The organism is Bacillus sp. NSP9.1 (assembly GCF_000465465.2).
In the GTDB taxonomy this organism is placed as follows: domain Bacteria; phylum Bacillota; class Bacilli; order Bacillales; family Bacillaceae; genus Bacillus; species Bacillus sonorensis_A.
In genome coordinates, this window is sequence record NZ_CP048273.1 from 641,034 (window position 1) to 664,487 (window position 23,454).

Sequence of the window (23,454 nt, forward strand, 5' to 3'; positions counted from 1 at the left end):
GAAGAAAACACAATGTTTGGATCAGATTTATATATCGCCCTCATTTTAGGAGTTTTACTCAGTTTGATTTTTGCAGAAAAAACAGGAATTGTACCGGCCGGACTTGTCGTACCTGGTTATTTGGGACTCGTGTTCAATCAGCCGATCTTCATGCTGCTGGTTCTTTTCGTCAGCCTGCTGACATACGTCATTGTGAAATTCGGACTTTCAAAAATCATGATTCTATACGGACGCAGAAAATTCGCAGCGATGCTGATAACGGGAATTCTCCTGAAAATCGGATTCGACTTCATATACCCGATGATGCCGTTTGAAATTGCCGAATTCAGAGGAATCGGGATCATCGTTCCGGGGCTGATCGCAAATACCATCCAAAGACAAGGATTAACGATTACGCTGGGAAGCACGCTTTTATTAAGCGGAGCAACATTCGCCATTATGTATGCTTACTATCTAATCTAAAGTTAGGTGTGTCAAAAAGATGAAAAAACAACTGAACTTTCAGGAAAAGCTGCTAAAGCTGACAAAGCAGGAGAAGAAGAAAACCAATAAACACGTGCTTATTGTATTGCCCGCGATCATCTGTCTCATGTTTGTCTTTACTTGGGTCGGAAGCGCCAAAACTCCTTCAAAAATGGCCAAAAAAGAAGATGCCAAGCTGACAGCTACTTTTGTCGGCGATATCATGATGGGCAGAAACGTAGAGAAAGTCACAAATTTGTATGGACCGGAAAGTGTTTTTAAAAATGTAAAGCCTTACTTTAATGTGTCAGATTTTCTAACAGGAAACTTCGAAAACCCTGTCACAAATAAAAAAGACTACCAGCAGGCAGAGAAAAATATTCATCTGCAAACAAAGCAAGAATCTGTTGAAACATTGAAGAAGATGAATTTTAGCGTGCTGAATTTCGCCAACAACCATGCGATGGACTACGGACAAGACGGTTTGAATGACACGCTGAATAAGTTTTCACAAGAAAATCTCGATATAGTGGGAGCCGGCAGCAACTTGAGCGATGCCAAAAAGCACGTTTCATACAAGGATGTGAACGGTGTAAAAATCGCAACGCTCGGTTTTACAGACGTCTACACGAAGAACTTTACAGCCAAAAAGGACAGGGGAGGAGTGCTGCCGCTGAGCCCGAAAATCTTTATTCCGATGATAGCGGAAGCATCCAAAAAAGCGGATCTTGTCGTGGTTCACGTTCACTGGGGACAGGAATATGACAATGAACCGAACGACAGGCAGAAGGATTTGGCGAAAGCCATCGCTGACGCCGGAGCCGATATTATTTTAGGTGCTCATCCTCACGTTCTTGAGCCGATCGAAGTATATAAGGACACCGTTATTTTCTACAGTCTTGGAAACTTCGTCTTTGATCAGGGCTGGTCAAGAACACGCGACAGCGCGCTTGTTCAGTATCACTTAATGAACGACGGCAGAGGCCGATTTGAAGTAACGCCTCTCAACATTCGCGAAGCAACGCCGACACCTTTGGGCAAAAACGACTTCTTACAGCGAGAAGCGATTTTCCGCCAGTTGACAAAAGGCTCAAACCTGAATTGGAAAGAAGAAGACGGAAAACTGACTTTTGAAGTCGATCATAAAAACAAACTAAAAAACAATGAAAACGGAGTGACGAAAAAATGAGATTTATCAGAGCGGTCTGGCCGTTTGTAGGATTGGTTCTCATCATATCGTTCATGTCGGCTTTTAAATACTCCGATGAACTGTCAACCGATGAAAAAGCCAAAATATCAACTGAGATTCAGAAAGTGAAGCAGCAGGAAAACACGGCCGACGGCCGGCAATAAACCGAGAAAAGAGAGCGCGGAGGGCGCTCTCTTTTTTGTTTACTGATCAATTCCTATGAACATTTTGCCAGATTGGTCTATTGAAATCGCGATGTGCGACAAATTCCTTAACCATTCAAGGCAGAAAGGTTTAGAGAAATTCAGGAGGATTTATGTACGGTTTTGGGGTTGGTTAAAGATAGCGTTTATTGTATTCTTTTTAAGGGATTGAAGAAATTGCGGCAAATGCCGGGATTGCAAGAGATGAAAGCAGATCGGGATGGAATGAAACCTCATGATTACCGCCTTCTATGAATTTATCCCTTCGTAAACTTTCCGTTATGTTGGATTGCCCTGCGTTTCTTCTCGTCATTCGCTCGATATTGTTGTAAAATCCGCCCTTTAGATATCTCAGGTCACTGCCGATGAAAGAGGAAAGAAGAGGAGGAACAGATCAATTGAAGAAAAAACTGGCAATGTTTTTGCTACTTGGAGCCACATTGTTTTGGAGCGTGTCGTTTTTGACCGGTGACAAGATCGCGCAGGCCGATACGATCGGCGAATCTATCGCTGAGACGGCTAAAAAGTTTGCAGGCACGAAATACAGCTATGGCGGAGAAAGCCCGCAAGACGGCTTTGACTCGTCCGGTTTTATCCAGTATGTCTTTGAAGCGCTTGATATTTCACTGCCCAGAACAGTTGAAGAACAATCGAACATAGGGACAAGCGTCAGCAGGAACAGCCTTGAAAAAGGAGATCTCGTCTTTTTTAAAAACGCTGCTCTTGAATCGGACGGGCCGACACATGTCGCGATTTACTTAGGGGATGATCAAATCATTCACAGCACGAAATCGAGCGGGGTTGCCATTACAAAGCTGGAAGGCAGCAAATACTGGAGTTCAGGCTATTACAAGGCGAAAAGAATCACGAAAGAACCGGCCGTCTCCAAAGACCCGGTCGTTCAAAAAGCGCTTGACTACATCGGGGTTCCGTATGTGTTTGGCAGCGCCTCACCTGATGTTGGCTTTGATTGTTCAGGATTGACGCAATATGTTTTTCGCGAGACGCTCGGGGTCTATTTGCCGAGATCGGCAGAACAGCAATGGGCGGTCGGCCGAAAGGTGAAGCTTGAGGATATACAGCCCGGAGATGTTGTTTTCTTCAGCAACACCTATAAGCCGGGAATTTCCCATAACGGCATTTATGCCGGAGGCGGCAGGTTTATTCATGCGAGCCGTTCAAATAAAGTGACGATTTCCTATTTATCAGCTTCATATTGGCAAAAGAAATTTACGGGCATCCGCCGCTTTGACAGTTTGTCTCTTGCAGATAACCAGATTGTGACTGAAGCCATCAAATATATCGGTGAAGTCGGCTACCAAAAAGGCGGAACGACGCCTAAGGACGGATTTGATACGTCAGGCTTCATTCAATATATATATAAAACGGCCGCCGGAGTCGAGCTTCCGCGTTACGCCGATAAACAGTACGAAGCAGGCGAGAAAATCGCAAAGGATGAATTGGAGCCTGGGGATTTAGTCTTCTTTCAAGGGACGAGCGTCCTTATTCCTTCCATTTACATCGGAAATGGACAAGTCGTCCTTGTCACATTGTCTTCAGGTGTGACGACAACGGATCTGGAGACGAGCGAATATTGGAAAGATAAGTATGTCGGAAGCGTCAGAATCCGATAAGGGAAAAAACCGCTTCAGGCGGTTTTTTCTTTTTATTCGTATTCATTCTCGAGGAGCTTGTTGATAAAATAGGCTACACCGTTTTCATCATTGCTCTTTGTGATAAATGTGCTGATATGTTTTAATTCATCGATCGCATTCTCCATCGCAATTCGGTGTCCGGCTTCTGCAAACATCGACAAATCGTTCGGACTGTCGCCGATGGCGTAGATGTCTTCTTTCTTAATTCCATAATGGGCGGCAAGCTTTCTTAAAGCGCGCCCTTTTCCCGATTCAGCGGGCAGAATTTCAATGATGTGCCTTCCGGAAGACGTGAGCCCCAGTTTGGCGAAGGCGGAAAGATCTTCTTTCGCTTTTTTTAGTTTCTCCATATCAAATGAAAAGCACAGCAGCTTATAGATATTTTCGCTTCCGTCAAACACTCTGCGAATATCGGGAACCGGTTTAATGCCGAATTGCTTGAACTGAGTCAGCGCACCCTGCCAAAGCGTCTCCCGGTCTTCATCCGGATTGGCGCTCGTTACGATATCAAGCTCGGCTTTCAGCTTCTCTTCGCCGTCAAAAGGAGATAACAGCGCATCATCCGTATACACTTCAAAATAAATATGGTGGTCTGTTAAGTATTCAGCCGCTTTTTTCCCGGCCTCCCGATCCATTAAGGTCCGGCTTAACGGCTTATAATTAAAATCGTGGACCGTTCCCCCGTTGGCGGCGATAATCGGAATGTCCAAATCATTCAGAAGCTCCTTTACGTCAAAGGTTGCTCTTCCTGTACAAATTGTCACAATGCAGTCGGAGATGAGCGCTTTTTTGATAGCGGCCCGATTTTCTGCAGAAATTTTGCTTTCCGTATTTAAAAGGGTTCCATCTAAATCGATCGCAATTAATCTCATTATGTAAATATAACCTCCTATAAGAGCAGTTTACCGTTTTTTGAAGACGAAAAACAACTCTCTCTGCAGTATGGTCTCATTTATGTAAAAGGCTAAACCTAAATTTAAATTTTTTCAATAGTAAATATAGAACAGAAAAAAGGATGATCCGCGATCATCCTTTATCAAATCAATAGTCCAGCTGCTGTTTTAATTCTTGTTTGATTTCCGCAAGATTTTCTTGATCAAGCTGGAAATAGTAAACGTTCCCCGGTTTATAATCGCTGCCTTTCAGCTGCAGGGTATCGACAGATTCGAGTGATGTGACGAACGGAATCAGTCCGATCAGGTCGTTCAGCGACAGGTTCATCGACACGTTTTTCCCGATCGTATCCAGAATGTCGTCGTATGCAGGAATTGATGTCAGCGATTTGGATTTATTGATGACCGCTTTGATCACTTCCATCTGCCGCTGTCCGCGCATTAAATCAGTGTCGGCTTTTCTCGTTCTGACGTATGCCAGGGCTTCTTCGCCGTTTAGCGTCTGTTCGCCCGTTGTTAAATGAACCTTCCCTTTTGTATCTTTTGTAATTTGTTTCACGATATATTCCTTTTTAATGTTAACCGGAACACCGCCCAGCTCATCGACGACTTCTTCAAAAGCGGAAAAGTTTCCATCAATAACATAATCGACAGGGATGTCGAGCAAACCTTCGACGGTCTCTACGCTGAGATCCCTTCCGCCAAGCGAATGGGCATGGGTGATTTTATCAAAGCCATGGCCGGGGATATTCACATATGAATCCCTTGGAATGCTCAAAAGCTTGACCGATTTGTCTTCTCGATTGAACGTAGCCAGGATCATTGCGTCGCTTCGTTCCTTATCCATGCTTTGTCCCGGACGGGCATCAATTCCCATCATCAGGATCGAAAAGTTGTCTTTTTCAGGATTGAACTCTTTGATCCGTTTGACGGATTGTTTTCCTCGGGAAAGGCTGACCTGCGCATCATTTGAAGCACTGGCAATTTTATAGTAGGCGTAGCCGCCTGCGGCCGCTGTCGCCGTTAAAAGTAAAACAATGAAAAACAATGAGTATTTGACCCATTTTCTTAACCTTTTTTTCTTCGTTCGTTGCGATCGTAGCATCTGACAAACTCCTCTTTCGATTTATTAAAAAACGCACCATTATTACTAAAGTTAGTGAAATTTCTGATATAAAAGTTAATTGATTCCTAGTCTTGCATTGTACTAGATTATTTGCATTTTGACCAGGGGAAGTCATTGGAAACTGCTTGGCTGTTGGTTTTTGGTCGTCCTTAATATGACGATGCCCGGGCCCTAAATGTTTCATTTATTTTAGTTTCCTTTTAATGGTACAGGAAGCCTGATGTTTAAGGAATCCGAGATAAGGTAAAAGATTCATAAAAAGCTTGAGCTGTTAAAGGAGGATCATTGATGAAAAAACAGAAGGCGAATGCCTGGCTTTATTTTTTTGGAGCCTTGGGCGGACTGCTTTACGGATATGATACGGGCGTGATATCCGGGGCGATCCTCTATATCAAAGATGAGTTTGACCTGAATGCCTTTACAGAAGGACTCGTGGTCAGCTCCATTTTAATCGGTGCGATTTTCGGCTCGGGGTTATCGGGAAAGCTGGCCGACCGCTTCGGCAGACGTAAGGTGATGATGTCCGCCGCGGTGCTGTTTTGCATTGGCGGGTTTGGTACGGCACTTGCGCCCGACACGGAATATATGGTGGCTTTCAGAATCGTTCTGGGCCTTGCAGTGGGCTGTTCGACGACGATTATTCCTTTATATCTGTCAGAACTGGCGCCTAAGGAATCCCGCGGGGCTCTTTCATCATTGAATCAGCTGATGATCACGACGGGTATTCTGCTTTCCTACCTTATTAATTATGCTTTCAGCGGGTCAGGGGCCTGGCGCTGGATGCTTGGGCTGGCGCTTGTACCGTCTATCAGTCTTTTGATCGGCATTTTTTTCATGCCGGAAAGTCCGCGCTGGCTTTTGTCAAAAGACAAAGAGAAAAAAGCGAAAGCGGTTTTGAGCAGAATGAAGAGGGGAAACGTGCTTGAAGAGATCAAAGGAATGAAAGAAGCGGAAAGACAGGAGCAGGGAGGTTTGAAAGAACTGCTGGAGCCGTGGGTGCGTCCGTCGTTGATCGCCGGCCTGGGACTCGCTTTTCTTCAGCAGTTTATCGGGACAAACACGATGATATACTACGCTCCGAAAACGTTTGCGAATGTCGGATTTGAAAAGTCGGCGGCTATTTTAGGGACCGTCGGGATCGGGACGGTGAATGTGCTCATGACATTAGCAGCGATGCGCTTGATCGACCGGGTAGGCCGCAAACCGCTTTTATTATTCGGAAATGCGGGAATGGTCATCAGTCTGATCGTGCTGTCTGTGATCCATATCTTTTTGGGAAATACCGTTGCTGCGGCATGGACGACGGTCGTTTGTTTAGGTGTGTTCATAGCGGTGTTTGCAGTCAGCTGGGGGCCGGTTGTCTGGGTGATGCTGCCCGAGCTGTTTCCCCTTCATGTCAGAGGAGCCGGAACCGGAGTATCGACGCTTTTGCTCCATACAGGAAATTTAATTGTGACCTTGAGCTTTCCGGTGCTTCTCGATCTGATTGGCATCAGCTATTTATTCCTTTGCTATGCGGCAATAGGGATTATGGCGTTTTTGTTCGTCTTCTTTAAAGTAACTGAAACAAAAGGGAAAAGCCTTGAAGAAATTGAGCTGGATTTAAAAAGAAAACACAAAAACAACCGGAATACAGAAGCGCGGACAGCCGGGCCATAAGGGGAGGGGAATCCCCTTTATGCCCTTACATCACATGCTACTTCGACTCGTCATTTCTTCCCTCATCCTCGGGCGGAATCTCATCATGTCGGGGCAGATGGCCTGATCTAATCCCTCTGAATACAATAAAGAAAACGGCAAAAACAAATAAGCCCCCGACCAATATTTGCAGCAGCATTAAAACACCTCCGTTTCTTTTATTTATGTCTGTCAGTCTCCGATGATTCAGTTTTTTATATGAACTAATGAAACGTTTGTTTAAAAAAGATGAATCAAGTTTTCAGCCTTGTCCACACTATCAATAACCTGTAAAAAATGGGAGTGTGGACGATTGAAGGCTGTAACGTTTCAAGGGCCTAAGCATATTGAAGTCAGTCAAGTGGAGGACGCTAAAATTGAAAAGAAAGACGATGTCGTCGTCCGAATTACCTCTACCGCGATTTGCGGCTCTGATTTGCATCTCTACCAAGGGAATTTTCCGCTTCCGAAAGGCTTTCAGCTTGGACATGAACCGATGGGAATCGTAGAGGAAACAGGGCCTGAGGTGACAAAGGTGAAAAAAGGCGACAGGGTTGTCATTCCGTTTACCGTCGCCTGCGGACATTGCTATTATTGTGAAAACAAGCTGGAAAGCCAGTGCGACAATTCCAATCCGCATTATGATTCAGGCGGATATTTCGGCTATTCGGAGAAATTCGGCAATCATCCGGGCGGCCAGGCGGAATATTTGAAAGTGCCGTTTGGCAATTTTACGCCGTTTGTCATCCCGGAATCATGCGAGCTTGAGGACGAATCATTGTTATTTTTGTCAGATGTCCTGCCTACCGCCTACTGGAGTGTCCTTCATGCGGGCGTCAAAAAAGGGGACACCGTCATTGTGCTCGGCTGCGGTCCGGTCGGATTAATGGCGCAGAAGTTTGCCTGGATGGAGGGCGCCAAACGGGTCATTGCCGTTGACTATTTGGATTACCGTTTAAAACAGGCAAAAGCTTTAAACCGTGTCGAGGTGTTTGATTTCACAGAATATCCCGACATGGGAGAGCATTTGAAGGAAATCACAAAAGGCGGCGCCGATGTCGTCATTGACTGCGTCGGAATGGACGGGAAAAAATCGCCGCTTGAATACCTTGAACAAAAACTAAAGCTGCAGGGCGGGACGCTGGGGCCGATTCAGATATCGACAAAGGCGGTTCGGAAATGCGGAACGGTGCAGATCACCGGTGTATATGGAAGCAACTACAACATGTTTCCCCTGGGGGCGTTTTTCACCAGGAATATCACGCTGAAAATGGGGCAGGCGCCGGTTATTCATTTAATGCCGGAGATTTTCAAAAAAATTGAAGGCGAAGAATTCGATCCGAAAGAAATCATTACACATCAGCTTCCGCTTGGAGAAGCCGGACGGGCGTATCATCTGTTCAACGACCATGAGGATGACTGCATCAAAGTCATTTTGAAGCCGTAGAGAAAGGCGAGAGAGCAAGAAAGGCCGCCGGACAACATGCTGGCAGCCTCGGAACATTCATCTTGCGAGCCATCCGCCATCAACAGCTAAAACATGGCCGTTCATATAATCTGAAGCCGGGGACGAAAGGAACAATGCCGCACCGGCAATATCAGCCGGCTCCCCCCAGCGCTCCGCCGGGATCCGTTTTAAAATTTCGGCGTTCCGCTTTTCATCGTCGCGGATTTGCTTTGTATTGTTGGTTTTAATATAGCCTGGCGCAATCGCATTGACTTGTACATTGAAAGCGGCCCATTCATTGGCGAACGATTTGGTGAGTCCGGCCACTGCGTGCTTGCTCGCCGTATAAGCCGGTACGAGAATGCCTCCTTGAAACGAAAGGAGCGAAGCGATGTTGATGATTTTTCCTTGCCTGTGTTCGATCATCTGCCGGCCGACGGCCTGTGAGAGCAGAAACAGGCTGTTCAAATTGACATTGATGACCGTTTCCCAGTTGTCCCGGGAAAACTCAGCCGCTTTCTCCCTGCGGATCGTTCCGGCGTTGTTTACGAGAATATCGATTTGATGACGGGCAAGGACTTCTTTTGTAAAAGATTCAACTTCATCAAGGCTGCTCATGTCGAGCTGATATGATGTAAACGTCCTGCCGGCTTCTTCAATGAGCCGTTTTGTTTCTTCAAGCCCGCTCGCATGGGCTGTGCCGATCACATCGGCTCCCGCTTTTGCGAGCGCTGCGGCGATGCTTTGGCCGATGCCTGTAGCGGGTCCTGTGACAAGCGCCGTTTTGCCTTCAAGGGAAAAATACGATTCAAGATATCCCATCTTCTATCACGTCCTTACCGTATGACATTCATCGGGACAGCGTCCATGTCCTTAAATGTGTAGTTTTCACCGGCCATCGCCCAAATAAAGCAGTAGTTGGATGTGCCTGAACCCGAGTGGACAGACCATGCCGGAGAAATGACGGCCTGTTCATTTCCGACGACAAGGTGCCGGGTTTCCGTCGGTTCGCCCATGAAGTGGAACACTTTTTCCGATTCATCAAGATCAAGGTAAAGGTAAACTTCCATCCGCCGGTCATGCACATGGGCCGGCATCGTATTCCATGTATTATGAGGCTCAAGAAACGTAATCCCCATCATCAGCTGACAGCTCTGGATGCCGTCAGCATGAATCACTTTATACAGATTGCGGACATTCGATGAGGCCTCCTCCCCCAAGTGGTCGTACGGGAGCTCAGCAAGCGAAGCTTTTTGTACAGGATAATTTTTGTGCGCGGTCGCGGAAACGAAATAAAACTTTGCCGTTCCTTCATCCAAGCTTGAAAAGGAAACGTCTTGATTTCCCAAGCCGATATACAGAAAATCCTTATGCCCCATCACATGTTCCTCGCCGCCGATCTTAACCGCGCCGGGCATTCCGACGTTCACAATGCCGATTTCACGGCGCTCAAGGAAATAGTCCGTTTTTAAGAAATCGCCCGCATCAAGCTGTATCGATTCATTGACCGGAACAGCACCGCCAATCACGACCCTGTCTTCATGTGAATAAACCATTTTCAGCTGATTTTCGGCAAACAATGATTCTATTAAAAAATGCTCGCGAAGCTCTGCGGTTGTGAATCGTTTCGCTTGTTCAGGATGAACAGAATAACGATTTTCCATACATTCTCCTCCTTGGATTGGACGTTTTGACTTGAATGAAGCATCAAAGTTTTTGGTAACGGTTTCAAACATGAATTTTAAAGTAAATAATGGAAACCGTCAACCGGATTTTTCGTTTTTTCTTAGGATTGTCAATCTGATTCTTAAAAACTTAAAAATCCCTCTTCCAAAATTTTTATGATGTGATATGCTGATGATATAAAGTTTTTGAAATCGGTTTCAAATTTAAGGCGTATAGGAGTACTTGAATGAAGGATAAACAAACAGGAAAAGTAACCATCAACGAAGTAGCCGCATATGCAGGCGTTTCAAAATCAACGGTTTCCCGGTACATCAATGGGAAGCTCGATGCCATTTCACCGCAAAAGGTGAAGAGCATCAAAAAAGCGATCGCGGAGCTGAACTACCGTCCCAGCCAAATGGCCCAGGGCTTAAAGGTGAAAAAAAGCAAGCTCATCGGCTTTTTAGTGGCCGATATCACCAACCCGTTTTCAGTCGCCACCTTAAGGGGAGTAGAAGAGGTTTGTGATCAGTACGGATACAGCATTATGGTCTGCAACACCGACAACAGTCCTGAAAAAGAAAGAGAAATGCTGCACAAGCTGAATGCGCATTACATTGAAGGGCTGATCATCAATACAACCGGCCGGAACAACGACGTACTGTTGGATCTGATCGATCAGGACGTATCGATTGTGCTCGTTGACCGGAAAGTGCCAGGTCTGAAGATTGATGCAGTCACAACAAATAACCGCGAAATCACCGGTCAAATCGTCAACATGATGTATGATAAAGGCTACGCTCATGTCGGTTTGTTTACAGAACCGATGAAAGGCATCAGTCCGAGGGAAGAGCGGGTATCAGCCTACACTGAAATTGCGCTTGCACGCGATGCCGGGCGCACTCCTTTTGTCCATGAAGTGGAGGCCAAAGACAAAAAAGCTCTGATGGAATCGGTGAAAAGCTTTTTGGCGGTCAGCGAGGGGGAGAAAAAAGCGATCCTCGGAAACAACGGCCTTCTGATGCTGAAAATCATCAGCTGTCTGTATGAGCTCGGTGTATCGATTCCAGAAGACGTCGGAATTGCAGGGTTTGATGATACGGAATGGTATAAATTAATCGGTCCGGGCATCACGACCATCGCCCAGCCGTCTCATGAGATGGGCAAGGTCGCAATGGAGCGCATCATTAAACGGCTTGAAGGAGACGAAAGCGCCCCGCAAACAATTCAGCTTGAAGCGGAATTGGTTCTAAGACATTCATTATAGCGTTTGACAGAAAACACTCCCTCACGGAGAGAGTGTTTTTTGAACACCATGTTTGAAACCGGTACCATTTTGAAAGGGGGAAGATGAGAATGGCGTTAGACGTCATGACCTTCGGCGAATCGATGGCGATGTTTTATGCAAATGAAACAGGTGAGCTCCACGAGGTTTCTTCTTTTTCCAAAGCGCTCGCCGGAGCCGAAACAAACGTTGCCGTCGGGCTGGCCCGCTTAGGCTTTCGGGTAGGCTGGGTTAGCAAGGTTGGCGCTGATTCGCTCGGGACCTTCATTTTAAATGAATTGAAAAAGGAACATGTCGATATTTCAGCAGTCAAACGCACAGCAGGAAAACAGACGGGAATATTGCTTAAGTCAAAGGTTGAAAGCGGTGATCCTGATGTGACTTACTACCGGAAAGGGTCGGCCGCAAGCACAATGGGCATCGAAGATTACCCATCCGGTTACTTCAAACAGGCGAACCATCTGCACATGACAGGGATACCGCCTGCCTTATCAAATAAGATGAAAGCATTTTCTCATCACGCTGTTCAGCAAATGAAAAAGGAGGGAAAAACGATTTCGTTCGATCCGAACCTTCGTTTTCAGCTTTGGCCCGATCAGGAGACAATGGTGCATACGATCAACGAATTCGCATCACAGGCGGACTGGTTTTTTCCCGGAATCAATGAAGGCAAGCTGCTGACAGGCTTTCATACCCCTGAGAAAATCGCGGCGTTTTATTTGGAGCAGGGAGTCAAGCTGATCGTCGTCAAGCTAGGAAAGGAAGGCGCCTATTACCGGACGGCGGAAGAAGAGGGCTATGTGTCCGGATATCCCGTTGAAGTGGTCGACACCGTTGGAGCGGGGGATGGTTTTGCCGTCGGAATGATCAGCGGACTGCTGGACCGGCTGCCATTGGAAGAGGCAGTGCAGAGGGCAAATGCCATCGGAGCGCTCGCGGTTATGGCGCCGGGTGATATGGATGGCCTTCCGTCAAGAGAACGGCTTAAAAGTTTTATGGCGGCTATGAGAAACAATCAAAAAATAGGGGGGTAACCATAATGGGAATGTCCATGATGGAAAAAGTGCAGGAACATCTGGCAGAAGCCGGGCTGATCGCCGTCGTCCGGGCAAAAGACATGAAAGCGGCTGAAGACAAGATTCATCGCCTGATCGAGAAGGGAATTACCGCGATTGAAATCACATATACCACACCGGGAGCGTCCGAACTGATCGAAACATTTGCAAAAAAAGACGGCCTCTTAATCGGGGCGGGAACGGTCACAGAGAGCGGACAGGCGCGGGAAGCCGCCGCCCGGGGGGCTCAGTTTATCGTCAGTCCCGGTTTTTCCAGTGAACTGGCTGATGAAATGGCTTCCATGCATCCATTTTTTATTCCGGGGGTTTTGACGCCGAGCGAAATAATGGAAGCGGTATCAAAGGGGTTCCGCACATTGAAATTGTTCCCCGGCGGGACATCAGGGATTCCCTATATGAAAAATCTAGCCGGGCCTTTTCCAAACATCCGCTTTATTCCAACCGGGGGTATCCATCCGGGCGATGTAGAAAAGTGGCTTGATGCCGGAGCATTAGCTGTAGGGGTGGGAAGCCAGCTCGAAAAAGCCTCTGCAGAGGATCTCGAGCGCATTTTTCACAGAGGCATCAAACATCAATAAGGCATTTCTAAAGATCAATAGCTTTGTGTTTTCATTAACCTGAGAATAGGAGATTAAATGATGAAAATTAAAGCAACGATTGAACGTGTGCCGGGTGGTATGATGATCATTCCGCTGTTTCTGGGCGCAACGCTGAATACGTTTGCCCCTGGAACGGCAGAGTTTTTCGGCGGATTTACGGGCGCCCTGATTACCGGAACACTGCCGATTTTAGGCGTGTTTATCTTTTGTGTGGGAGCGACCATCGACTTTCGCTCTTCAGGCTATATCGCCAGAAAAGGATTGACGCTTTTGATCGGCAAAGTTGGTTTTGCCGCTGTATTGGGGTTGATCGCTTCGCAATTTATCCCTGATGAAGGGATAAAATCGGGCTTTTTTGCGGGGCTCTCCGTTTTAGCCATTGTAGCGGTCATGAATGAAACAAACGGCGGACTGTATTTGGCTTTAATGAATCATTTGGGACGAAAGGAAGACGCCGGTGCTTTTGCTTTTATCAGCACGGAGTCAGGCCCGTTTATGACGATGGTTACGTTTGGTGTGACAGGACTCGCGGCATTCCCATGGGAGACGCTCGCTGCGACGGTCATCCCGTTTTTACTCGGCTGTATACTGGGAAACCTTGACACAGAGCTGCGCGATTTATTCGGCAAAGTCGTCCCGGCGATTATTCCGTTTTTTGCATTTTCCTTAGGAAACACGCTCGATTTTAAAATGCTGATCAAATCGGGCCTGTTGGGGATTTTTGTAGGAGTGGCGGTCGTCATATTATCCGGAAGCTCACTTTATCTCTTGGACAGATTCATTGCGAGGGGAGATGGTGTGGCAGGAGTCGCGGCATCATCGACCGCCGGGGCGGCCGTAGCCGTTCCATACGCCCTTGCTGATGCAAATCCGATGTTTGCACCCGTAGCGGAATCCGCCACGGCGATCATTGCCACAAGCGTGATTGTCACCTCGCTCTTGACGCCGCTCGCGACAGTTTGGATCGAAAAAAGGACAAAGCAGAGGAAGCCTCCAAAACAAATAACGATTGACTATAAATGATTCAGGCAAAAAGCGCCGCGGATAGAGAAGATCCGCGGCGCTTTTTGTTAACGTGTTGAATGAACGTCACCAAATTGTTGAAATTCACCAATGAAATCCGTGCTAATATCAATATATAGTGTTTGTTTGAAAAGCTAACACAATATATGGTTTTAATAGGAGAGATCAGGATGACAACAGGCAGTAAAGAACAAGGATTATCACAATTGACAGAAACGTTTCACGACATCGTAGGGTATGGAAACCATGATATTATGCAGGAAAATGCCAATGTGGACGGCCGGTCCCCGATGGGGCAAATGAGCCGGTTTGCATCCGAGAGCTCCAGACATTATGCGCTCCATTACTTAATGTCGCCGGAAGTGAAGAAGGCGGTCGATGACAATTTTTTATATCCGCATGATTTGGATTTTATGGCAAGCGGAACGACGACCTGCTGCCAAATTCCTTTAGGAAAGCTGCTGAAAGACGGATTTAACACAGGCCACGGATCCTTAAGAGAACCGAAAGACATTATGAGCGCGCTATCGCTTGCATCCATCATCTTTCAATCGAATCAAAACATGCAGCATGGGGGCCAATCGTTTCCGATGTTTGATTATGACTTGGCGCCCTATGTCCGCAAAACGTTTGAAAAGCATATGAAGAGAATCAAAGAATATCCGACTTCATGGTCTGAAGAGGAAAGCGCCGAAAGGGCGTGGATAGAGACGGATCGGACAACCTATCAAGCTTGCGAAGCATTTATACATAACGCCAACAGCATGCACTCCAGAGGCGGAGGGCAGGTTCCGTTCGTCTCCATTAATTATGGAACGGACACCTCAAAGGAAGGACGCATCCTCATCAAGAACATTCTCAAGGCGACAAAAGCCGGTTTGGGCAAAGGGGAGACGCCGATTTTTCCGATTCAAATTTTCAAAATGAAAGAAGGAATCAACGTCGGCCCGACAGATACGAACTATGATTTATATCAGCTGGCTTTAGAAACGAGCGCTGAAAGGCTGTTTCCCAACTTCAGCTTCATTGATTCTCCCGTAAACAAGCCTTTTTATGACGGGACACCGGAAAGCGAAATCGCTTATATGGGCTGCAGAACCCGCGTCATGTCGAATATCAATGGGAAAGAAAACAGCATCAGCAGAGGAAATTTGTCATTTACATCGGTCAACATCGTCAAAATTGCCCTGCTTAGTGAAAGTATTGACCAATTTTTCACTTCTTTAAATCATTACATCGATCTAACCATTCAGCAATTGCTGGAACGTTACGCCTTTCAATGCAAAAAAAGGGCAAAAGACTTCAAATTTCTTTATTCGCAAGGCATTTGGCATGAAAGTGAGAAGCTTGGCCCAGATGACACACTTGAAGACGTCCTGAAGCACGGAACGTTGAGCATCGGTTTTATCGGACTTGCCGAAGCCTTGACGGCATTGATTGGCAAACACCACGGAGAGAGCGATGAAGCATTTGAACTGGGAAAAAGAATCGTTCAATTTATGAGGGATAAAGCAGACGAAGCCACTGAGCAGCACAAGCTGAACTTTTCCTTGATCGCGACACCTGCGGAAGGACTTTCAGGGAAATTCGTGAAAAAAGACAGCGCTCAATTCGGCTCTATCCGCAATGTAACAGACCGGATTTATTATACGAACTCATTTCACATCCCTGTTCACTATAAGCTGACAGCAATCGAAAAGATCCGGAAGGAAGCGCCTTTCCATCTGCTGTGCAACGGCGGGCACATCAGTTATATCGAATTGGACGGAGATCCGAAAAAGAATATTAAAGCGATGGATACGATTGTCAATGCGATGCGCAAAGAAGGCATGGGATACGCATCGATCAATCATCCCGTCGATCATTGCAAAGCCTGCGGCTTTACCGGGATTATCGATAATGAATGTCCGCAGTGCAAAAACCGTGATGAAGCATTCATCGAACGGATCAGAAGAATTACCGGATATTTGGTCGGGGATATGTCAAAATGGAATTCCGCGAAAAGACAAGAAGAAAAGGACAGAGTGAAGCACCTATGAAAGTGATGAATATTATCCATGACAGCATCGTAGACGGAGAAGGACTGAGGACAGTCGTCTTTTTGGCCGGCTGTCCGCATATGTGTGAAGGCTGCCATAATAAACAGAGCTGGAATATCAATAACGGATTTGATATGAGCGTTGACGAAGTGTTTGCAGAAATTATGAAAAACCCTCTCACAAACGTGACGTATTCAGGAGGGGAACCGCTTTTGCATGCAAGCGAGCTGATCGAGCTCTCGAAGAAAATCAAAGAGCATTCTGATAAAGATATATGGCTGTACAGCGGATACACGTATGAGCAGATTTTAAGCAATGAAAAGCACAGCGCGCTGTTAGCCTGCTGTGATGTATTGGTCGATGGTCCGTTTGAGATCAAGAAAAGAGATTTGACACTGCTTTACAGGGGAAGCTCCAATCAAAGGATTATCGAATTAACATGAACAGAGGCCTGACAGGCTTCTGTTTTTCATTGACTTCTATTGAGATAACGTCATAATTGAATATGAAAAGGTTATCCTTAAAAAGGACTGCCAACGATAAAAGAAAGCGTTTTATTTACATAGCCCTGCATGGAAAAGGATATGGATAACAAAGGGGGAAACGGCTTCATGACGCAATCACCGATTTTTTTGCAGCCTGAATTCAAGGAAAGAATATGGGGAGGAACAGCCTTGAGAGAACGATTTGGCTATGACATCCCTTCTGATTTGACAGGTGAATGCTGGGCGATTTCCGCTCATCCAAATGGGCCGAATCTCGTGGCTTCAGGACAGTATAAAGGAAAAACGCTCGCAGAGCTTTGGGATGAGCATCGCGAACTGTTTGGCGGCATAGAAGGCGACCGCTTTCCGCTTCTAACAAAAATTCTCGACGCGAACAAGGATCTTTCCGTTCAGGTTCACCCTGACGACTACTATGCGGGAGAACATGAAAACGGTGAACTTGGAAAGACGGAATGCTGGTATATCATCGACTGCAAAGAGGGGGCGGAAATCGTCTACGGCCACACGGCAAGAACGCGGACAGAGCTTGTCACGATGATCAACAGCGGGGATTGGGATAATCTTTTAAGGCGAATTAAAATCAAACCGGGCGATTTTTATTACGTTCCAAGCGGTACGATACACGCTCTTTGTGAAGGCACGCTTGTCCTTGAAACCCAGCAAAGCTCTGATACGACATACCGGGTGTACGATTATGACCGGACTGACCAAAATGGAGAAAAGCGCGAGCTTCACCTTGGACAGGCGATCAATGTCACAACCGTGCCACATGTTGACGGATACGCTGACGAATCAACAGAAACAAGAAAAGGCATCACCATTAAAACATTTGTTGAAGCGGAGTATTTTTCAGTATACAAATGGGATGTCGATGGACTTGCTGAGCTGACTCAGGATCACCCTTTCCTTCTGTGCAGCGTCCTAGAAGGGGAAGCCAAGCTCACTCAGGGCGGTGAAACGTATTTGATCGGCAAAGGAACAAACTTTATCCTGCCTGCGGGAATCCATGACTTTACAATAGAAGGAACATGCGAACTCATTGTATCGCACATATAAAAAAGCTTACCGGTCTTCAAAAAAAGGCCGGTAAGCTTTTTTATTGTGAAAAAACATCTCCACAGTGCCGATAAAAAGAGAAAGCAAGATCAAGAACCTAGGAAGCTCGAAAGGGCGAGGGGAGAAGAGAATGTGAACAAGACTATCAAAAAAGCCGTCTGTTTCACTGCGATGATGTTATGCATACATGCGGCAGTTCCGGCAATTCCCGCTTTTGCAGCATACACGGACACTTCCGTCTACAAAATTGAAACAACAAAAGAGTTTAATAGTGAAAACGAAGCTGTAAAAGCAGTTGAACAACTGAAAAAAGACACGGGATGGAAAGCCGAGTATCAACCATCAGGAAAAAACAGTACAACATACGTCTTGATGACAGGCGGGATTGAAGGGGAGAGCAGAGCCAAAAATCTGCTTGAGCAGCTTCAAAAAGAAACGGCCTTGAAAGCATCCTATGGTACGATCGGTCAGAAAGAACCTTTAGCAAAAGCGGTGTCAAAGGAATTTGCCGGTGAAGCAAAAGCCAAGGAATGGGCTCTCCAATTTGAAAAAGAAACCGGCCTGAAGGCAGCTTACACAATCGCTGGAAAACGAGAGGCTTACGTTAAGGTGACCACAGAGGGAATTGAGGGGGAGAAGCAAACAAAAGCCATCCTCAGCCGCTTTGAAAAAGAGACCGGCCTAAAGGCGTCATACGCTCCATACGGAACCGGAAAAAATACAGTAAAGCTTTATTCGGGTGAAATCGCAGACGGAAACAAAGCGAAAAGCCTGCTTTTGCAATTTGAAAAAGAAACCGCCCTTAAAGGCTCTATAGAAACGATAAGAAAACAGCAGCCCCGGTATAAAATTGTCACCGGTGTGATACAAGGTGAATCAAACGCGAAAAATCTGCTGAGGCAGTTTGAAAACAAGCTTAAGATGAAAGGCAAATATGAAGCCGCTGGGAAGCCCGGGCAGCTATATCATATCAAATCGGGATATTTTAATGACGAAAAGAGCGCGAAAAATGCCGCCAGCCAAATGAAAAAGAATACAGGCGTGGCCTCTGCCGCAGAAAAGGTGAAAGGGACGCGCTTCTGGATGATCAGCACGAAAAATGTGGACAGTCAAAATCTCAAAAAAATAGATGTCTTTTTCAAAAAGAAAACATGGCGCTATACCGCCTCTAGGGCGGGAAAAAAGCAAACATCTTTCCGGATCGTTTCCAGCGCGGTTTCAGAACAAAGGAAAGCGAACGATGGCATTCTGTTCTTTAAGAACAAAAACATTCAAGCAACGGCTCAACATGCAGGAAACACGACCGAGGTCCGCTACAGGATCGCATCAAAAGAAACCGCCGAACAAGGACAAATCAATAAAGGATTGAATGTCTTTAAGAAAAACGGTGCAGCCGGTAAAGCAGCAGCGACAGGGAAAAAAATTCACAGTCATTATCAGCTGACAACGGCATCTATTTATGAACAGGACAAGGTGAAAAAAGCGCTCCGTTTCTTTGAAGAGCTCGGCCTTCATGCAGCAACCGAAAAGACAGGTCAATATGACAGCCGGTATACGCTAAGTTCAGAGGCTGTGCTGAGCACGGACAAATTAAAGCAAGCGCTCGAATTTTTCAGCAAGCGAAATATACCAGGTGAAATCGTAAAAACCGGTGAATACGGCTACAGACAGTACCGGATTACAGCAAGCCGGATCACAAGCAAGACAGATCTTGACCGGGGGCTGAATGTCTTTAAGAAAAACGGTGTCAGTGCGACATATCAAACGAAGACGACCAGCCTTTTTCACATCTTGATCAATGAACAATTTACAGGAAAAATCCGCGCAGAGGCTGCAGCCAATCGGATCAAAACAAGTTACGGATGGCCGGTGACGATCATCAAAATCAAAAATGGCCCGCAAATCACCACGACCGATTACGGGATCACGCTAAGCCAAATGGTAGACAAGCAGATGAAAGTCAGTCCGCAAACGGATGCGCCTGCATATGTATCATTAAGCTATATCAATACTGCCAACCAAACCGTAACCGCGGATCTGTTGAATGTCAGGTCAAGTCCGCGCGTCGTTAGCGGAAATATCATCGGACAGCTGCAGAAAGGGAATAAAGTCAGCATCATCTCCCAAGAAAACGGCTGGGCTAAAATCAGAATGAACTGGCGCAATGCCAGCAGAGAAGAAGTCGAGAAATATGTCAATCCGGAAAATTTCACAAAGGACAGCTCGGCGTACTTTCAATTTTTAAAACTTTCGCAAACAGCCGGATTGAATGCTGCCGAAGTCAATAGAAAAATTCTTTATCATAAAGGAATTTTGACAGGCAAAGGACAGGCGTTCATCGATGCCGCGAGAAGATACAGCATCAATGAACTGTACCTCATTTCGCACTCCCTCCTTGAGACGGGCAACGGAACTTCCGAGTTGGCCAAAGGAACGATGTTCAACGGCAAAAAGGTTTACAATATGTACGGAGTCGGTGCCTATGACAGCAATCCGCTCTACTATGGCGCCAAATACGCCTATGAACAGGGCTGGTTCACACCGGAGGCCGCGATCATGGGCGGAGCTAAATTCATCGGTGAAAAATACATTCACCACCCGACTTACAAACAGGACACACTCTATAAGATGAGATGGTCGCCGAATGCCCTTCATCAGTACGCGACAGATGTCGGCTGGGCTTACAAGCAGGTGGGGAGAATGTACGGCCTTTATGTATTGCTTGAAGACTATACTTTGTATTATGATGTATCGGTTTATCGTTAGGGAGCAGGGACCTGCTTCCTATTTGTGTAGGTTTTTTTACACAACAAATTCCCTGATAAAGGAAAGGAGAATTGTGTCGAAATTCGCGAACTGCTGTTGCATTTGTCGTTTTGTAAATATTATAATCTTAGATAGACTTACAGAATTATATGAATCTGTTTCATTTGGTGATTCGCTTGCATATTTTACATTTTCAGGTGATGATGGGATTTGATTCATACGCAGCATCATTTTTAAAATTTTTGTGGAAGTGCGGGGAGTTTATTTGAAAATTTTAATGATCACACAAAATTTTTATCCTGAAATCGGCAGTGCAGGTAACCGGATGAAAACCATTTTCCTTATGCTGAAGCAAAAAGGTTATCATGTAGATGTTTTGACCACAGAGCCGACGTATCCTTCCAGAGACATTTATTCTCAAGAAGATTTTTGGAACGAGCGGGAAATCGATGTAGACCGAAAAAGAGTTACTCGATTGTCAGTTCAGAATAAAAAATATTCTTCAAACTTCTTTAGCCGCCTGTTCTATTATCTTGAGATCATGTTGAAAATGTTTTTTTACGTGAAGAAGGATAAAAATAAATATGATATTGTGTTTGTTACTTCTCCGCCTATTTTTGTAGCATTTGTCGGTTTAATCGCTAAAAATCGTTACAATGCGAAACTGCTGTTGGATGTCAGAGATTTATGGCCGGAATCACTGAAAGGTGTTGGCGTATTTAATCGTTCTTATATCATTTGGTTATTTGAAAAAATGGAATCTGCTTTATACAAAAAAGCGGACCATATCATTATCAACAGTGAGGGATTTATAAACCATTTTAAAAATAAATCCGAGGGTTTAACAAAAAAGCTGATATTCCTGCCGAATGCTGCCAGAAAAAAAGAGACGATACTGAAGAAAAGAGACGGCGACTCAATGTTTAATGTCGTTTATGCAGGCAACATTGGACTGGCTCAAGATGTCACAATTTTAATGCAGCTTGCAAAAAAGCTGAGTGAACATAATATTTCTCTAAACGTTATTGGCTATGGAGTGCAAAAACAGACTTTTACAGATTTTGTCCAGCGCCATAACCTTAAAAACGTTAAGCTTATAAAGCCGATGGGAAGACAAGATTGTTTAAACCGGATGTCGCGCTGTGATGTGGGAATTGCAACACTGAATAATTCCAAGGTCTTTGAAACTGTACTCCCGGGTAAAATTATTGACTACTTAACATGCAAACTTCCTGTTGTCGCTTCATTGTCTGGATATTCCAAACAGCTGATTGAAAATGAAAAAATCGGCTTTGTGACAAGCCGTCAATCAGTTGATGAAATGGTAAGCTATATTTTAAAGCTTTACAATGATCCGGAACTATTAGAAGAGATGCAGTCTAATTGCAGAGAATTTATCGAAAAAAAATTCTTGTGGGAAAACAATATTAACAAATTAACGAATTTGTTAGATCAAATTGCTAAAGGTTGATTATGATGAGAACAAAAGTTTGTATGTTTGTTTGGAACCATTTTACAAATGATGCAAGGGTGATGAGGGAATGTACAGCACTGTCCGAAGATACCTATGATGTTGATTTGATTTGTATCCACGATCCAAAAGATCCTAATCTTAAAACTTTTGAAGAATACAATCAACATTTTAGGGTGCATCGCGTCAAGAGATATCCGGTAAGCCTTCAGTTTTTTCAAATGATCATGAAGAAGTTAAGGCAGAATAAATTTTTGCTGCTGCTGTCTGCTCTCTTATGGCTGTTTTTAGTATATATGATGCCGATTCCTGTCATCATCTGTACTCTTTTTGCTTTAACCGTTCTCAAAACGAAACTGAAGACAGCAATTGTCAGAGGAAGCATCATTTTAAGAATGATTTTAAAAGGGGCGAAGCGGAAGTATGACATCTACCATTCAAATGATTTAAACACACTTCCGCAAGGTTATATATGTTCAAAGTTCCGCTTGAAGAAAAAAAAGCTGATTTATGATTCTCATGAAGTACAAACAAGCAGAACGGGTTACGACAGCAGCTTTTATGGAAAAATGGAAGCTTTTTTGATTAAAAAAATTGATGCAATGATTGTCGAAAACCATACGAGAGCAAAGTATAATGAGGATCTTTACGGTTTTTATCCGGATGTAGTGCACAACTACCCATTTAAACAAATAGAAGAAAACAGTGAAAAAATCGATCTCCACAGCCTATTGAACCTTCCGGAAAAGGAAAAAATCCTTTTGTATCAAGGGGGTATACAAACGGGAAGGGGACTTGAAAATCTCGTTAAAGCGGCTCCGAAATTTATCGAAGGAACACTAGTGTTTATTGGAGATGGCCGTATAAAGCCCGATTTGGAAAAAATGGTTGATGAAATGGGAATCGAAGACAGAGTTAGATTTTTGCCAAAGGTTCCGCTGTCTGACCTCCCTAAATATACGCGCAATGCATATTTAGGTTTTCAAGTATTAAATAATGTGTGCTTTAATCACTATTCAGCTTCTTCGAACAAATTGTTCGAATACATGATGGCCGGGGTTCCGGTGGTTGCTTGTGATTTTCCGGAAATCAGGAGAGTGACAGAAGGAGAGAAGACAGGCATAACAGTAGATTCACATGACCCGGATTCTATTGCTGAGGGCGTTAACAAACTGCTGAGCGCTCCGGATTTGAGAGATGTTTTAAGTCGAAATAGTCTCAGAGCCAGGGATTTATACAACTGGGAACAAGAGAAGGTTGCTTTTTTAAGAGTGTATAAAAGACTTGCCGTGAATGGTTTGGTCTTATAATAGGTA

At 45.1% G+C, this 23,454-nt stretch carries 21 protein-coding genes; 16 read left to right on the forward strand and 5 right to left on the reverse strand.

Going from position 1 to position 23,454, the window contains the following annotated elements:
- Positions 1-12: 12 nt before the first annotated feature.
- From pgsC to M654_RS03175, 4 genes are all read left to right on the forward strand, one after another.
- Positions 13-462, forward strand: a complete 450-nt coding sequence (gene pgsC, locus M654_RS03165) for a poly-gamma-glutamate biosynthesis protein PgsC (RefSeq protein WP_026588997.1) — start codon at positions 13-15, stop codon at positions 460-462.
- A 19-nt stretch (positions 463-481) separates the two neighbouring features.
- Positions 482-1,651, forward strand: coding sequence for a CapA family protein (locus M654_RS03170; protein WP_026588996.1), 1,170 nt, complete (start codon positions 482-484; stop codon positions 1,649-1,651).
- Complete coding sequence (locus M654_RS23460) at positions 1,648-1,815, forward strand: hypothetical protein (RefSeq protein ID WP_179115681.1); 168 nt, start codon at positions 1,648-1,650, stop codon at positions 1,813-1,815. The genes M654_RS03170 and M654_RS23460 overlap by 4 nt, the downstream gene beginning before the upstream one ends.
- Before the next feature lie 455 nt (positions 1,816-2,270).
- Positions 2,271-3,488, forward strand: a complete 1,218-nt coding sequence (locus tag M654_RS03175; protein ID WP_035428666.1) for a C40 family peptidase — start codon at positions 2,271-2,273, stop codon at positions 3,486-3,488.
- A 32-nt stretch (positions 3,489-3,520) separates the two neighbouring features.
- Here the strand turns inward: M654_RS03175 and M654_RS03180 are convergent, their stop codons facing one another.
- Positions 3,521-4,381, reverse strand: a complete 861-nt coding sequence (locus M654_RS03180) for a Cof-type HAD-IIB family hydrolase (protein ID WP_026588994.1) — start codon at positions 4,379-4,381, stop codon at positions 3,521-3,523.
- Positions 4,382-4,550: 169 nt separating this feature from the next.
- Entirely contained in the window at positions 4,551-5,507 is a 957-nt protein-coding gene (locus tag M654_RS03185) for an LCP family protein (protein ID WP_026588993.1), read from the reverse strand.
- A 309-nt stretch (positions 5,508-5,816) separates the two neighbouring features.
- Between M654_RS03185 and M654_RS03190 the strand changes: the two genes are divergently transcribed.
- Positions 5,817-7,187 carry a sugar porter family MFS transporter gene (locus tag M654_RS03190; protein ID WP_026588992.1) on the forward strand — a complete coding sequence of 457 codons (1,371 nt, stop codon included), beginning with the start codon at positions 5,817-5,819 and terminating at the stop codon, positions 7,185-7,187.
- A 37-nt stretch (positions 7,188-7,224) separates the two neighbouring features.
- Here M654_RS03190 and M654_RS23465 read toward each other — a convergent pair whose 3' ends face one another.
- Entirely contained in the window at positions 7,225-7,365 is a 141-nt protein-coding gene (locus M654_RS23465; protein ID WP_179115683.1) for a hypothetical protein, read from the reverse strand.
- A gap of 153 nt (positions 7,366-7,518) precedes the next feature.
- On the opposite strand from M654_RS23465, the gene M654_RS03195 reads away from it, so the two are divergent.
- The gene (locus tag M654_RS03195; protein WP_026588991.1) at positions 7,519-8,652 is read left to right on the forward strand and encodes a zinc-dependent alcohol dehydrogenase; all 1,134 of its coding nucleotides are present in this window, start codon (positions 7,519-7,521) and stop codon (positions 8,650-8,652) included.
- Positions 8,653-8,709: 57 nt separating this feature from the next.
- Here M654_RS03195 and kduD read toward each other — a convergent pair whose 3' ends face one another.
- Positions 8,710-9,474: a 2-dehydro-3-deoxy-D-gluconate 5-dehydrogenase KduD gene (gene kduD / locus M654_RS03200; RefSeq protein ID WP_026588990.1), complete on the reverse strand. Its 765-nt coding sequence runs from the start codon at positions 9,472-9,474 to the stop codon at positions 8,710-8,712.
- A gap of 14 nt (positions 9,475-9,488) precedes the next feature.
- Positions 9,489-10,316, reverse strand: a complete 828-nt coding sequence (gene kduI / locus M654_RS03205) for a 5-dehydro-4-deoxy-D-glucuronate isomerase (RefSeq protein ID WP_026588989.1) — start codon at positions 10,314-10,316, stop codon at positions 9,489-9,491.
- Between the two features lie 248 nt (positions 10,317-10,564).
- Between kduI and M654_RS03210 the strand changes: the two genes are divergently transcribed.
- The 10 genes from M654_RS03210 (at position 10,565) to M654_RS03255 (ending at position 23,448) form a co-directional block, all read left to right on the forward strand.
- Positions 10,565-11,584 carry a LacI family DNA-binding transcriptional regulator gene (locus M654_RS03210; RefSeq protein ID WP_026588988.1) on the forward strand — a complete coding sequence of 340 codons (1,020 nt, stop codon included), beginning with the start codon at positions 10,565-10,567 and terminating at the stop codon, positions 11,582-11,584.
- A gap of 89 nt (positions 11,585-11,673) precedes the next feature.
- Entirely contained in the window at positions 11,674-12,636 is a 963-nt protein-coding gene (locus M654_RS03215) for a sugar kinase (protein ID WP_026588987.1), read from the forward strand.
- A gap of 5 nt (positions 12,637-12,641) precedes the next feature.
- Positions 12,642-13,256 (forward strand): bifunctional 4-hydroxy-2-oxoglutarate aldolase/2-dehydro-3-deoxy-phosphogluconate aldolase, encoded by a 615-nt coding sequence (locus tag M654_RS03220; protein ID WP_035428526.1) that lies wholly within the window; start codon positions 12,642-12,644, stop codon positions 13,254-13,256.
- Between the two features lie 60 nt (positions 13,257-13,316).
- On the forward strand, positions 13,317-14,300 hold the full coding sequence (gene kdgT, locus M654_RS03225) for a 2-keto-3-deoxygluconate transporter (RefSeq protein ID WP_026588985.1): 984 nt from the start codon (positions 13,317-13,319) through the stop codon (positions 14,298-14,300).
- A 170-nt stretch (positions 14,301-14,470) separates the two neighbouring features.
- The gene (locus M654_RS03230) at positions 14,471-16,339 is read left to right on the forward strand and encodes an anaerobic ribonucleoside triphosphate reductase (protein WP_026588984.1); all 1,869 of its coding nucleotides are present in this window, start codon (positions 14,471-14,473) and stop codon (positions 16,337-16,339) included.
- The gene (gene nrdG / locus M654_RS03235) at positions 16,336-16,782 is read left to right on the forward strand and encodes an anaerobic ribonucleoside-triphosphate reductase activating protein (protein ID WP_026588983.1); all 447 of its coding nucleotides are present in this window, start codon (positions 16,336-16,338) and stop codon (positions 16,780-16,782) included. The genes M654_RS03230 and nrdG overlap by 4 nt, the downstream gene beginning before the upstream one ends.
- A gap of 168 nt (positions 16,783-16,950) precedes the next feature.
- Positions 16,951-17,901, forward strand: coding sequence for a mannose-6-phosphate isomerase, class I (manA, locus tag M654_RS03240; protein ID WP_026588982.1), 951 nt, complete (start codon positions 16,951-16,953; stop codon positions 17,899-17,901).
- 171 nt (positions 17,902-18,072) lie between these two features.
- Positions 18,073-20,667 carry an N-acetylglucosaminidase gene (locus M654_RS03245; RefSeq protein ID WP_051290458.1) on the forward strand — a complete coding sequence of 865 codons (2,595 nt, stop codon included), beginning with the start codon at positions 18,073-18,075 and terminating at the stop codon, positions 20,665-20,667.
- 265 nt (positions 20,668-20,932) lie between these two features.
- A complete protein-coding gene (locus M654_RS03250) occupies positions 20,933-22,138 on the forward strand; it encodes a glycosyltransferase family 4 protein (RefSeq protein WP_236251196.1) in 1,206 nt (401 codons plus the stop codon).
- Positions 22,139-22,140: 2 nt separating this feature from the next.
- A complete protein-coding gene (locus tag M654_RS03255) occupies positions 22,141-23,448 on the forward strand; it encodes a glycosyltransferase (RefSeq protein ID WP_026588979.1) in 1,308 nt (435 codons plus the stop codon).
- Positions 23,449-23,454: the final 6 nt, after the last annotated feature.